Origin of the sequence: Shimia sp. MMG029, from assembly GCF_027947445.1 — a bacterium.
In the GTDB taxonomy this organism is placed as follows: domain Bacteria; phylum Pseudomonadota; class Alphaproteobacteria; order Rhodobacterales; family Rhodobacteraceae; genus Shimia.
The window spans coordinates 156,912-169,814 of record NZ_JAQJIM010000002.1 but is presented as its reverse complement, the minus strand read 5'-3'; the positions used below and the strand labels follow the sequence as shown (position 1 = coordinate 169,814).

Below are 12,903 nucleotides of genomic sequence, written 5' to 3'. Positions count from 1 at the left end.
TGATTCAGAGTGGCTGGTCAGGTCGTTGGGGCGTTGGTCATTCGGCGGGGGGCAGCAGGTAGTCTGTGTCGGTCACATGTTCGAGCCAGTCCGCGCCGGAGCCGTCTTGGACCTGTTGCATGGCGAGGTGGCACATGCCGGTGTCCGGTGTTGCACCGTGCCAATGTTCCACACCGGGTTCGATCCAGATGGTGTCGCCCGGACGGATGGTGCGCGGGGCTTCGCCACGCAACGCGATCAGGCCGACGCCGGAGAGCACATGCAGGGTCTGGCCCACCGGATGGGTGTGCCACGCAGTGCGTGCGCCCGGTTCAAACGTCACACGCGCTGCAAACAGCTCTGATGGGGCGCGGCTTTCGGTGATCAGATCAAGGCGCACCGTGCCGGTGAAATACTCCGGTGTGCCAGCGCGGCTGGGCACCTGTCCGGCAGGGATGTGATCAATCATGGCTGCGCCCCTTCTGGGTCAATGGATTGGTGCAGCGCCGCCACAGAGGCGACGCTGGTCAAACGTGGTCACTCCGCCCACGTGACGGCGGTGAGATCGGTGGCTTGGGTGGGCTGATTTTCCCAGAGACCTTTGACGCCCGCTTTGGCCACCGTAGGGAAGGCCAGCTGGAACAGGTAGCCGTTCACATAGTCCTCCGCGATCATGGTTTGCGCCACTTGCAAGATCGCGCTGCGCTCGGCGGGCTTGCTGACCTTGTTCAGCGTTTCCATGATTTTCTGGAATTCCGCATTGTCATACTGGAAGTAGTAATCCGGGCGCGCATAGATGCCGATGTCAAAGGGTTCGGTGTGGCTGACGATGGTGAGCCCAAAGTCTTTGCCCCGAAATACCTGCTCCAGCCATTGGGCCCATTCCAGATTGGAAATCTCGGTTTCAATGCCCACAGCGCGCAGCTGTGCGGCGATGATTTCGCCACCGCGACGGGCATAGGAGGGCGGCGGCAGTTTCAGCGTGGTGGTGAAGCCATCGGCAAAGCCCGCCTCTGCCAGAAGTTTCTTGGACAGCTCTGGGTCATATTGGGAGTTGCCGGTCAGGTCGACGTAATCGGGATTGTGCGGCGCAAAATGGGTGCCAATCGGGGTGCCAAGGCCAAACATGGCCCCGTCGATGATGGCAGAGCGGTCAATCGCATGGGCGATGGCCTTACGCACCTTCACATTGTCAAGCGGCGGCATCTTATTGTTGGTGGAGAGGATGGTCTCCCCCTCAGAGCTGCCGACCAGTACCTGAAAGCGCGGGTCCGCCTCAAACTGTGGCAGGGCTTCGGGTGTTGGGAACCCGGCAAAGACATCGATGTCTTCGGCCATCATCGCAGCAAAGGCGGCAGTGGGATCTGAGATGAATTTGAACGTCACGTCAGACAGTGCGGCTGGGGTGCCCCAATATGCCTCGTTGCGCGCCAGCGTGATCTGATCGCCCTGCACCCAGTTTTCGAATTTGAATGCGCCGGTGCCGATCGGGGTTGTTTTGATGTCGGCGATGGTTTCAGGGGCCACGATCACCGCATCGCCCCAAGCCATGTTGAACAGGAAGCTGCCATTGGGCGCCTCCAGCGTAACCCGTACGGTCAGGGGATCGACCACAGACACATCGGTGATCCCGGCAAAGAGGGCTTTTTGGGCGTTGGCGCTGTCTTCGGCGCGGGCGCGGTCGAGGGAGAATTTCACATCCTCCGCATCCATGGCGCTGCCATCATGGAAGGTCACCCCTTCGTTCAGCATGAAGGTGTAGGTGAGGCCGTCTTCGGAAATCTCCCAGCTTTTGGCAAGGCCGGGGATCACAGAACCGTCGCTGGCAAAGCGAGTGAGCCCTTCAAAGACGTTGGAGTAGAGCACGCTGTCAATGGCACCAGCTGCGGCGGAGGTCGGATCCAGATGTGGTGGCTCAAGCTGGAGCGCGACGGTGATGTCGGTTTGTGCGAAGGATGCGCCCGCGAACAGGGCTGTGGCGAGGGCGGCTGTGCTGGCGGTCAGGCTGGTCCGGGCCAGCTTTGACGTGTGAAATGTCATGTCTTTCTCCCTTATCATTTTGGTTTTTATTGTTTTTGGGCGCAGGCTTAGAGCGCACTGGGCCGGAGTAGTTTCTTATACATCTTCTGGCGGCAGCAAAAGCTGTGTCAGGCTGTGGGCCATGACTTTGGCGCTGTCGACCATATCGTCGATGCCGATATATTCGTCTGGTTTGTGGGCCATTTCTAAAATGCCCGGCCCATAGGCGATACAGTTCCTGAGCTTGCCGATGCGATCAATATGTTTTTGGTCATATGTGCCGGGGCTGGCGACATAATCAGGTGATTTGCCAAGAATATCCTGAATGGCGCGGTCCACTGTTGTGACAACGGGCGCGGCGCGGTCTGTCATCGAAGGCGCGACATGATTAAGCTCGCGCATTTCATAGCGGAAGTTTTCGCGTTGAGCGGAGAGATCGTTGAGCAGGCCCTCAACTTCGCCGGAGACTTCGGCGTGCGACTCTTCGGCTAGATAGCGGCGGTCGATCACGATGCGGCAGCTGTCAGGCACGCAATGGGCGGGTAGACCGGTGAAGTCTTCCGGCTGTTCCGCTTGGCCACCGTGGATCGAGTTGATGTTCATGGTGGAGGACCGGGCGCCTTCGGGCACTACGGGCATATCGGTGCGGCGTGAGGCCATGGCGGGGTAGAGATCGCTTTCAAATTTGTCGAGCACCGCGCCCATGTGGCGGACAGCACAGTCGCCAAGGAAAGGCATGGACCCATGGGCGATTTCGCCGAAGGTTTCGATTTCGGCCCACCAGCCGCCGCGATGGCCAAGACAGATGCGGTCTTTGTGCAGGGGTTCCGGGATGATTACATGTTGCACCCGCTCTGGCGCAAAGAAGCCGCGTTCGGCCAGATAGGCCACGCCGCCATAGCCGCCGCTTTCCTCATCCGCTGTGCCAGAAATTTCAATTGCGCCGTGAAACTCGGGGAATTCGGCGATGAAGGCTTCGGCAGCGATGATGGAGGCGGCCAGCCCACCTTTCATATCACAAGCCCCGCGACCGTAGATCTTGCCGTCTGAAATCTCCCCACCGAAGGGATCAAAGGTCCAGCCGTGGCCGACTTCCACCACATCGGTGTGGCTGTTGAAATGCACACACTCGCCGGGGTGGTGGCCCTCTTTGCGGGCCAGAACATTCCAGCGGGGGTATTTGTCGCTGTCTCCCGGTGCGCCATGGGCGCGGATCAGCTGGGTGTCAAACCCGTGCCGGGTGAGGCGGGTGTCGAGATAATCGCAAATTTCGCGATAGCATTCGCCGGGGGGGTTGAGTGTTGGGATGCGGATCAGATCTTGGGTCAGCGCGATCAGATCGTCGCGCATACTGTCAATGCGCGCAATCAGGCGGTCAGTGTCTAAAGGCATGGTCAAACCTCGCAAATGCGCGCCATCTGCGGTGGCGCGGGGCCTGCGATGGGACGCATAGGGCAACAAAAAGCTATGGGTTGAGCATGGATTGCGGCAGTATACGGTATCAATACCGTAGGATTACGGTTCTGCGGGAGAGGGTGATGGATTGGGATATGCTGGCCTATGAGGCCGCACCGGTGGGGATTGTGGTCACGCAACATCGGGTGATCCGGGGCTGCAATGACAGTTTTGCGGCAATGATGGGCTACCGGAAGGCGGAGCTGATCGGGCAATCCTTTCGGCTGCTGTATGACACCAAAGAAGAATTTGACCGGGTGCGCGACATTGGGCTGGCGCCGTTGCGTGCGGACACAGCCTATAGCGATGAGCGCATGCTGCGGCGGCGCGATGGGCGGCAGATCTGGTGCCGGTTTCGGGCGCAGACCCGCACGCCGGATGATCCGCTGGCGCAGTTGGTGATGAGCATTGTGGTGATCCATGACGGGCCGTCGGTGTCACTCAGCCTGCGGCAGCGGCAGGTGGTGGGCGGCTTGGGGCGCGGGCTGACCAGCAAAGAGATCGCCCGTGAGCTGGGATTGTCCCCAAGAACGGTAGAAGATGTGCGTGCCCGTCTGTTGAAGCGGTTTGAGGTGAAAAACGCCGCAGAACTGCTGGCGCATCTGACCATTGGGTGACGGAAAGGCCGCGGTATCAACGTGCCACCTGCAGCAAGCGCGTATGAATTTACGGTGCGGGATTGTCTGTCACATCTATAGTGTGCATAGAACGCAAAATCCCTCGTTCTGGTTGATCTGGGCGCGCTTTTCACATGCGCGATTATGCCGATCTTAGCCTCAAACTGGGAGGCAGGTCTCAATTTGGGGTGTCAATTGATTGATCCTGAAAGATGTGCGGTGATTTTGAGCAACAAAATTTCTGATCTTGCTTGCATTCCGGCCTCTTGAATGGCACCCGTGCAGACCAGAAATGAATGGGGTATCAGACTTGGTGCCCACGCCATCCTCAGGAGAGCATAAAATGCCCGATCTTCGTTCCAAGACCTCCACATTCGGTCGCCGAATGGCGGCTGCGCGCGCGCTATGGCGGGCGACGGGTATGAAAACGGAAGACTTTGGCAAGCCGATTGTGGCGGTGGTCAACTCATTCACCGAATTTGTGCCCGGTCACGTGCATCTTAAGGACATGGGCCAGCTGGTGGCACGTGAGATTGAGAAAGCCGGTGGCGTGGCCAAAGAGATGAACACCATCGCGGTGGATGACGGCATCGCCATGGGCCATGACGGGATGCTCTATTCCTTGCCAAGCCGCGAAGTGATTGCGGACTCTGTGGAATATATGGCGAATGCCCATTGCGCCGATGCGCTGGTCTGTATTTCCAACTGTGACAAGATCACCCCCGGCATGTTGATGGCGGCAATGCGCCTGAACATTCCGGCGATCTTTGTCTCCGGTGGCCCGATGGAAGCCGGTAAGGTGATCCTGAAAGACGGCGAACATAAGGCTGACCTCGTGACCGCCATTGTCGGCGCGACCGATGAAGACCGCAGCCAGGAAGAAGTGGACAAGCTGGAACGCTCTGCCTGTCCAACCTGTGGCTCCTGCTCTGGCATGTTCACTGCAAACTCGATGAACTGTCTGGCCGAAGCGCTGGGTCTGGCGCTGCCGGGCAATGGCTCGCTGCTGGCGACCCACTCCAAACGCCGCGGGCTGTTTGAAGAAGCGGGTCACAAGATCATCGAGCTGTGTGACCGCTGGTACAAAGAAGGTGACGAGACCGCGCTGCCGCGTGGCATCGCGACCTTCAAGGCTTTTGAAAACGCCATGGCGCTCGATATTGCCATGGGTGGGTCTACCAACACGGTTCTGCACCTTCTGGCGATTGCCCATGAGGGTGGCGTGAATTTCACCATGGCGGATATGGATCGCCTGAGCCGTGAGATCCCGCATCTGAGCAAAGTGGCACCATCAACGCCGAAATATCACATGGAAGATGTGCACCGGGCAGGCGGCATTGCGCGGATCATGGGCGAGCTGGAGCGCGAAGGCAAAATCCACCGCGACTGCGCAACCGTGCATGAACGCACCGTGGGCGAATTCATCGACAAATGGGATGTGCGCCGCGAAACCGCTGGCAATGAAGCGCGCGATCTGTTCATCGCGGCCCCTGGCGGCGTGCGCACCACGGAGGCCTTCAGTCAGTCGCGGATGTACACCGAACTGGATCTGGACGTGGAAGACGGCTGCGTGCGTGACTTTGCCAATGCCTATTCCGAAGAAGGTGGGCTTTGCGTGCTGTTTGGCAACATCGCAGAGCAGGGCTGTATCCTGAAAACTGCCGGTGTGATCAAACAGATGTATGAGTTTGAAGGCACCGCGAAGGTCTATGAATCCATGGAAGATGCGATGCATGGCATCTTGCAGAATGAGGTGCAGCCGTATTCCGTGGTGGTGATCCGCTACGAAGGGCCAAAAGGTGGGCCAGGCATGCAGGAAATGCTCTACCCAACGGCGTATTTGAAATCCAAGAAGCTGGATCACACCTGTGCGCTGCTGACTGATGGGCGTTTCTCTGGCGGTACTGCTGGCCTTTCGATTGGTCACGCCTCGCCGGAAGCGGCAGAGAAAGGCGTGATTGGCCTGGTGGAAGACGGCGACAAGATCCGCATTTCCGTGCGCAACCGGACCATTCATCTGGATGTGAGCGACGAGGAGCTGCAGCGCCGTCGTGACAACCACCCGCAGGCGGGCAAGAAGTTCTGGAAAGCCGAGGGACGCCCTCGTGCGGTTTCCAAAGCACTGAAGGTTTATGCACAGCACGTGTCCAACGCTTCGCTTGGTGCGGTGCGGATGCTGGATGACGAAGACGAATAAGCGCGTCTGATGTGAGATGAGAGACGGGGTCGCAGTGCGGCCCCGTTTTTGTTTTGAGGGCGCTGCCCTCGTCACACCAAAGGTGTGACTTCACCCGGAATATTTGAAGAATGAGAAGAGCTTAGAGGTGTGTGGGCTGGAAAGCAGCGGTGAGCCCTTGGCCGCCGCCAATGCCGATCATGGCCATGGCGAGGGCGTCTTCGGGCGCGGGTTGGCGGATGAGTTGGCTGAACAGGCGCACCACGAGGATGGCACCCGAGGCCCCAAATGGGTGGCCGAGCGCGATGGCACCGCCGTCTGGGTTGGGCAGGGTCTCGTCGAGCCCTAGCGCATCAAGGCTGGCGAGCACCTGCGCGGCGAAGGCTTCGTTGAATTCCAGATGGGTGAGATCAGCGAGGCGCAGATTTGGGTGGTGCTTGAGCAGCTTTTTGGTGGAAGCGACGGGGCCGATGCCAAGAATATTGGGGTCCACACCTGCCGCCGCGCCACCAAGGTAGGCGAGGGCTTTGGTGTGACCCAGTGCGCGCGCTTTGGCGGCGGTGGTGATCAGCAGGGCAGCTGCGCCGTCGTTGAGGGGGCAGGCGTTGCCCACTGTCACCGTGCCATCTTTGTCGAAAGCAGGGCGCAGGCGGGCGAGGCGCTCGGCTGTCATCGTGTCGCGGATGCATTCGTCGAGGGTGTGGCCTGCGATTGGGGTGACTTCGGCGGTCAAACGACCCGCGGCACGGGCCTCAGTTGCGCGCTGTTGGGAGCGCAGGGCAAAAGCGTCCTGTCGGGCGCGGGAGATGTTGAATTCATCTGCCACCATGTCGGCGGCGGGCCCCATTTCTGGATCGCCAATGCTGTCGGGTGCAAAACGGGCGCGGTTGAAGCTGTGCTCGGGCAAGGTGCCACTGGCGGGCAGGGTGCGCAGGGGCGCGCGGCTTTGGCTTTCGACGCCACCCGCGAGATAAGTGGTGCCCGCGCCCGCCATGATGAGGTGGCAGGCCATCATCACCGCCTCAAGACCGGAGCCGCATTGGCGATCCACGGTCACGCCGGGGATGGCGGTTGGGAAGCCTGCGTGCAGCGCCGCTAGGCGGGCCACGTTGCCACCGGGGCCTGCGGCGTTGCCGAGGATCACATCGTCAATCGCGTTGGGGGAGAGGCCCGCGTCAGCGAGGGTGGCTTGCAGCACGGGTGCGGCGAGGTCTTCCACCTCAAGGGAGGCGAAGATGCCCCCTGCGCGACCGATGGCGCTGCGGCGGGCGGCGATGATGACCGGCTGGCGCTCAGCTTGCAGCAGGGACAAGGCGCGCGTCCTTTTTGCTGAGCCAGGAGAGCAGGCGGCCGCGGTCCGGTTTGCCGGAGCTGGTCAGGGGCCAGTCCTGCGTGCGGTAGAAATGGCGCGGGAGTTTGTAGCGGGGCAGGCGGATGGCGAGTTGCGATCGCAGCTCGTCAAGCGGGGTGTCGCCCTCCACAATGGCGACCAGTTCTTGGCCGCGCGACTGATGGGCGACGCCGAGCACCACGGCCGCAGACAGGCCGGGGATTTCAGAGAGCGCGGTTTCGATTTCCTGCGGGTAGACGTTGTGACCTGCGGTGATGACCATGCCGCCTTCGCGGCCCAGGAGGCTGAGGCTGCCGTCATTGTTGAGTTTGCCCACGTCACCGACGGTGGCCCATGGGCCTTCGCGGCGGAAGCCGGAGGTGCGCCCGCCCCAGAGGTAGCTGTCAATCGCCAGATCCCCGCGCACAAAGATGGTGCCGGGTTCACCTTGGGCGACCTCCTGACCGTTCTGGCGCAGGGAGAGTTCCACATGCGGGAAGGGGCGACCCACGGAATGGGCAGGCGCAGAAGAGCTGTCGCGGCCATGGGTGTTGAGGCTGACAAAGCCCAGCTCGGACGCGCCGTAGTATTCATGCACGCGGGCGCGGGGGAAATGGCTGCGCGCCTTTGCTAGAAGGGCTGGATCGAGTTTGGCCCCGGCGGTGGTGATCTCCACGATCTGATCCACCGGTGCGCCGTGACAGAGCGCGCCAAGCAGGCTTGGCACGGCGACGATGCGGCGGGTCTCTGCCATGGCCGCATGGGCGGCGGTGAGATCAAATTTCGGCAGAGCGTGGAAGGCGGCGCCAAGTTCCAGGGTTTCGGCGAGCGCGTAGAGCGTGATGCCATGGGCCAGCGGGCCGGGCGCGAAAGTGTTGCTTTGCTCGGTCAGGGCAAAGGCGAGGCGACTGGCATCCAGCGAGGCGCGCCAGCTGTGGCGGGCGCGGGCGAAGGCTTTGGGCTCGGATGTGGTGCCAGAGGTGAAGCCCACCATGAAGATCGCGCGGGGATCGGTGAAAGGGATCTCTGCAGGCGCGGCGAGGAAGGCGTCAAAGTCGGCGGTGTCGATGCGGATGGCTGGGATGCCAAGGCGTGCGGCGGCGGCAATCAGGGCGGTCTGGGTAGAGAGGCAGAAGAGCGCATCCGAAGGAAGTTTCGCCAGCACGCGCTGATGCAGGGCGTCGGGCCAATGCGGATCGAGCAGGGTGACGGCGTGGGGGGTGGCCAATGCCGCAGCCAGAAGCGTCGGTGCATTGGGATGGTTGCCAGCGGACAGGGCAAAGTTGCGCGCGTCTTCAGGCAGGCTCAAATCGGCACGGGGTTGTGCGGGGAGAGCGCTGAGGGCCGCATGCAGGCGTTGCAGTCGGCGATGCAATGCGCCGTAGGTCAGACGGGTGTCAGAAACAGCAACCGCCAGCGCGTCGGGGCGCTGGCGGGCGTGGTGATCTATTGCGTGTCGTAAAGGCAAACGTGTCCTCAGAGGGCTGGAAAGGCGCGGCGCAGACCGCGGGCGATGATTGTCGCCAGAACCACCTTTACCAGATCGCCGGGGATGTAGGCCACCATGATCGTCAGAGACTTGGTGAGGCCCAGTTTGCCGATGAAGGCCATCCAAGGAATGCCAGCCGCATACATCAGGGCAATGCCACCGATTGCGACGTAAATACCTGTTTTGACAGCACTTGCGTCGCTGTCACGCTCAATGAGCCAGCCGATGAGGGCGGCGCAGAAAGGCCATGCGAGCAGGAAGCCACCCGATGTGCCGATGAGCACGCCAAAACCGCCACGGCCACCGGACAGAAGCGGCAAGCCCACGGCCACAAGCGCGATAAACAGCAGCAGCGCAAGACCACCGCGTTTGGACCCAAGCACAGCACCCGCAAGCATCACACCCAGCGACTGCGCGGTGATTGGTGGCAGTGCCGCGCCGGCGAAGTGGATTGGGGGCATCAGGCCAAGTGCGGCGGTGAGAGCGGCAAAGAGCGCGATATAGACGATGTCTTTGGTCGCGAAGCCTTGTTTGAGTGCGGTGTCCATCTGATCCGTCCCTTTTGCGTTTTTCATTGGAGAAACGGGTAAAAAGGAGTGACGCACAGGCTCAAGCACTTGCGCCGCTGTTAGCGCAACTCAGGAACGATATCCTCTGGAATCGATGGCATCCGAAATATCATCCGCCATCTTGATCGCACGGATCGCCATGGGCATGGCCACAGCAATGACGGAGCGTTCCAGTCCGCGCGTCTTTTGCGCCTCGCGCACCTCGGTCATGATCTGAGCGAGCACAGGAATAAAGCGCAGGGCGAGGGAGATGGCGAGGCTGACCTTTTCGGGGTTCACGCCAAGCGGACGGAAAAGGCGCAGGGCGCGCGTCATCGTGTCGATCATGTCGGAGGAGCGCGTGGTCAGGGTGACAAGGCTGGCGAGCAGGATCAGTGCGGCCAGGCGCAGCACCACATAAGCGGCCATGGTGAGGCCTGAGAAATACCATTGCACCGCAAAGAACAGCACAAAGATCCACAGCAGGGGGCGGACTTGCGCAAAAGCCTGTTTGAGCGTGAGCTGCGCCAGCGGATAGAGCGCAAGGATGACCAATGCGGCGGCCACGGTGATCGGCAGGCTTTGGTTGATCATCAGGAGTGTGGCCCCGACCATCAGCGCCCCCATTTTCAGAGATGGGCGCATGCGGTGCAGTGGCGAATGACCGGGGGCGTAAAGATCGAGCATCAGGCCATGAGCTCCTGATAGGCGGGGATCACTTCGTCAGGCTGCCCATCGGCAAAAACGCGGCCCTCATCAATCACGATCACGCGGTCATAATCGGTGATCAGATCGAGATCGTGGGTGACGGTGATGACACGCTGATCCAAGGCGGCCACCGCACGGGCAATACGGCGTTTGTTGCGCAGATCGAGCAGCGTGGTGGGCTCGTCCATCACCACAATGTCCGGCTCCATCACCAGCACGCCGGAGATGGCAATCAGCTGTTTCTGGCCGCCAGACAGCAGATGTGCAGGGTATTCGCGCAGACCACTGAGATCATAGCGGGCAAGGATTTCATCGGTTTTGGTGGCGATCTCGGCTTTGGAGAAGCCGCAGTTTTTCATGCCAAAGGCCAGATCTTCTTCGACGATGGGCATGACAATCTGATTGTCGGGGTTCTGAAACACAAAGCCCACTTTGCGACGCACCTCACGGCCCTGTTTGCGGGTGTTGAGCCCATCCACCAGCACGTCGCCCGTGCTGGGCAGGGCGAGGCCATTGAGCAAGCGTGCGAGGGTGGATTTGCCGGAGCCATTTGCGCCAATGATCGCGATGCGGCGTTCCGTCAGGCGCAGAGAGAGATCGCGCAGAACCGTGCGGTCCCCGTAGGAGAGGCTGACGTTTTGAAGCTCGATCATGGTTGGTTCCGCCGGTTGCTGCCTGTTGCGCTCATAACGCGGCGCGCGCGCTGGTTGAAGCGCAGGATGCCTCCGGCGGGGATATTTTGGGAATGAGAAGCTCTGAGGGGCGTGTTTCTTGGGAAACTGTTCCGCCTATCCGGTCATGAGGGCAGGCACGCCGCCGATGTCGCCAATCAGCGGCAGCAGCGCCTCCAGCCCTTTGCCGTGCCGGAGGGAGGTGAAGAGGAAGGGGCGGGTGCCGCGCATTTTGGTGGCGTCGCGCTCCATGACCTCCAGCGAGGCCCCAACGTAGGGCGCAAGATCGGTTTTGTTGATGATCAGAATGTCAGAGCGGGTGATGGCCGGGCCACCCTTGCGCGGGATCTCTTCGCCCGCGGCTGTGTCGATCACATAGATGGTGAGATCGGCCAGTTCTGGGCTGAAGGTGGCGGAGAGATTGTCGCCGCCAGATTCAATCAGCACGATGTCGAGATCGGGGATCTCTTTGGTCAGCTCGTCAATGGCGGCGAGGTTGATAGAGGCGTCTTCGCGGATGGCGGTGTGCGGGCAGCCGCCGGTTTCAACACCTTTGATGCGCTCAAGCGGCAGCACCTGCTGGCGCATCAGCTCCTCGGCGTCTTCGCGGGTGTAGATGTCATTAGTGACCACGGCGATGGAAAGCTTGTCACGCAGGGCACGGCAAAGATTGGCGGTGAGCGTGGTTTTGCCAGCGCCAACAGGGCCACCGATGCCAATGCGGAGCGGGCCATGGGGAGAAGCGGAAGACGTCATGTGGGTTTCCTGTGATTAGGACCGGAACAGCCGGGAGTATTGGGTTTCATGCCGCATCGAGGCGATGTCAGAGGCAAATGTAGAAGAGGCAATGGCCGAGAGCGGCGCTGCGATCGCCTGATCCGCAATGGTCTGGCACAGCGGGGTGAGGGCGGTGAGCACGCTTTGCGCCTCTGTCTGACCCAAAGGCACAAGGCGTGTGGCGGCGGAGGTGAGATTGGCGGCAAAGGCGTGCAGGAAGAAGCGGGCGGTTTCTGGCAGCGGCAGATCCTGCAGGCGCGCGGCGCGGCCCACGGCCACCGGATAGGTGAGCTTGGACAGGTCGAGGTCGTGAATGGCGCTGGCGGTGCGCACAAAAGCCGCGCCCTGCTGATCGGTTTCCAGAAGGCGTTCCGCGGAGGGGGCGAGGGCGCGGGCGAGGTCGTCTGCCTCAGTTAGGGCGGTCAGATCGTCAGCCTTGTAGGCGGCGGCGAGCAGGATCACGTCGTTGTGGCCTGCGCCATGTGTGAGCGTGTCGGTGAGCCAGTCGGAAAAGCTGGCGGCATTGTGCACCGCGCCGTAGTCCACCAGCGCCTCCAGCCCGTGGCTGTAGGTGAAAGCCCCCACCGGATAGGCAGGGGAAAGCCATTGGGCCAATGTGAGAATTGGATCAGTGCTCATGTTGATGGTCATGATCGTGGCTGTGATCATGGGCGTGCGGATGGCTGTGATCGTGGCCATGGGTGCGGCCATGGCCATAAGCGCCGCCTTCGGGCGTGAACGGTTCGGTAACATCGGTCACGGTTGCGCCCAAAAGGCCCAGCATGTCTTTGATCACGTGGTCGGGCTGGATCAGCAGGCGGCCGTCCTCGATCTGGCACGGGGTGTGGCGGTTGCCGATGTGCCAGGCGATGCGGGTGAGATCATCTGCGGTGACCTGCAAGAGCGGCTCCGGCGCGGCGGTCACGGTGATTTCGCGCCCGTCGGTCAGCACCAGTACACCGCCATGATCGAGCGATGTGGTTTTGGGCAGATCGACAAGGAGGCGGCTGCCGTCTTCCAGCCGCAGGGTTTTGCGGCGCAGGAAGCGGTCTTCGTAGGTCAGCGCCACTTGCCCCGCTGCGGGGGCATGGGCGTGGCCGTGGTAGGCGCGGGCGGTGGGCAGAGCGGTCATGA

The 12,903-nt window shown here is 61.3% G+C and carries 13 protein-coding genes; 2 read left to right on the top strand and 11 right to left on the bottom strand.

All coding sequences use genetic code 11. The features are described from left to right. Positions 1-37 precede the first annotated feature (37 nt). From PJL69_RS07620 to PJL69_RS07610, 3 genes are all read right to left on the bottom strand, one after another. Entirely contained in the window at positions 38-448 is a 411-nt protein-coding gene (locus PJL69_RS07620; protein WP_271309128.1) for a (R)-mandelonitrile lyase, read from the bottom strand. A 68-nt stretch (positions 449-516) separates the two neighbouring features. Further along, complete coding sequence (locus tag PJL69_RS07615) at positions 517-2,019, bottom strand: ABC transporter substrate-binding protein (protein ID WP_271309127.1); 1,503 nt, start codon at positions 2,017-2,019, stop codon at positions 517-519. Between the two features lie 75 nt (positions 2,020-2,094). Continuing rightward, positions 2,095-3,390: an acetylornithine deacetylase/succinyl-diaminopimelate desuccinylase family protein gene (locus PJL69_RS07610; RefSeq protein ID WP_271309126.1), complete on the bottom strand. Its 1,296-nt coding sequence runs from the start codon at positions 3,388-3,390 to the stop codon at positions 2,095-2,097. Positions 3,391-3,536: 146 nt separating this feature from the next. Here PJL69_RS07610 and PJL69_RS07605 point away from each other — a divergent pair, with 146 nt between their 5' ends. Next, the gene (locus PJL69_RS07605) at positions 3,537-4,070 is read left to right on the top strand and encodes a PAS and helix-turn-helix domain-containing protein (RefSeq protein ID WP_271309125.1); all 534 of its coding nucleotides are present in this window, start codon (positions 3,537-3,539) and stop codon (positions 4,068-4,070) included. Positions 4,071-4,413: 343 nt separating this feature from the next. Next, complete coding sequence (gene ilvD / locus PJL69_RS07600) at positions 4,414-6,267, top strand: dihydroxy-acid dehydratase (RefSeq protein ID WP_271309124.1); 1,854 nt, start codon at positions 4,414-4,416, stop codon at positions 6,265-6,267. A gap of 121 nt (positions 6,268-6,388) precedes the next feature. On the opposite strand, the gene PJL69_RS07595 is transcribed toward ilvD, so the two are convergent. The 8 genes from PJL69_RS07595 to ureE all read right to left on the bottom strand — a co-directional run bounded on the left by PJL69_RS07595 (position 6,389) and on the right by ureE (position 12,901). Then, positions 6,389-7,558 (bottom strand): thiolase family protein, encoded by a 1,170-nt coding sequence (locus PJL69_RS07595; protein WP_271309123.1) that lies wholly within the window; start codon positions 7,556-7,558, stop codon positions 6,389-6,391. Beyond that, positions 7,539-9,044 carry an AMP-binding protein gene (locus PJL69_RS07590; RefSeq protein ID WP_271309122.1) on the bottom strand — a complete coding sequence of 502 codons (1,506 nt, stop codon included), beginning with the start codon at positions 9,042-9,044 and terminating at the stop codon, positions 7,539-7,541. Before PJL69_RS07590 ends, PJL69_RS07595 begins: the two co-directional genes overlap by 20 nt. A gap of 8 nt (positions 9,045-9,052) precedes the next feature. Next, positions 9,053-9,613: a biotin transporter BioY gene (locus PJL69_RS07585; RefSeq protein WP_271309121.1), complete on the bottom strand. Its 561-nt coding sequence runs from the start codon at positions 9,611-9,613 to the stop codon at positions 9,053-9,055. A gap of 90 nt (positions 9,614-9,703) precedes the next feature. Further along, positions 9,704-10,300 (bottom strand): energy-coupling factor transporter transmembrane component T family protein, encoded by a 597-nt coding sequence (locus tag PJL69_RS07580; RefSeq protein ID WP_271309120.1) that lies wholly within the window; start codon positions 10,298-10,300, stop codon positions 9,704-9,706. Beyond that, positions 10,300-10,974, bottom strand: coding sequence for an energy-coupling factor ABC transporter ATP-binding protein (locus PJL69_RS07575; RefSeq protein WP_271309119.1), 675 nt, complete (start codon positions 10,972-10,974; stop codon positions 10,300-10,302). Before PJL69_RS07575 ends, PJL69_RS07580 begins: the two co-directional genes overlap by 1 nt. 135 nt (positions 10,975-11,109) lie before the next feature. Continuing rightward, positions 11,110-11,748 carry an urease accessory protein UreG gene (ureG, locus tag PJL69_RS07570; RefSeq protein WP_271309118.1) on the bottom strand — a complete coding sequence of 213 codons (639 nt, stop codon included), beginning with the start codon at positions 11,746-11,748 and terminating at the stop codon, positions 11,110-11,112. A 15-nt stretch (positions 11,749-11,763) separates the two neighbouring features. Beyond that, complete coding sequence (locus PJL69_RS07565) at positions 11,764-12,408, bottom strand: urease accessory protein UreF (RefSeq protein WP_271309405.1); 645 nt, start codon at positions 12,406-12,408, stop codon at positions 11,764-11,766. Further along, positions 12,398-12,901, bottom strand: coding sequence for an urease accessory protein UreE (ureE, locus tag PJL69_RS07560; RefSeq protein ID WP_271309117.1), 504 nt, complete (start codon positions 12,899-12,901; stop codon positions 12,398-12,400). The genes PJL69_RS07565 and ureE overlap by 11 nt, the downstream gene beginning before the upstream one ends. Positions 12,902-12,903: the final 2 nt, after the last annotated feature.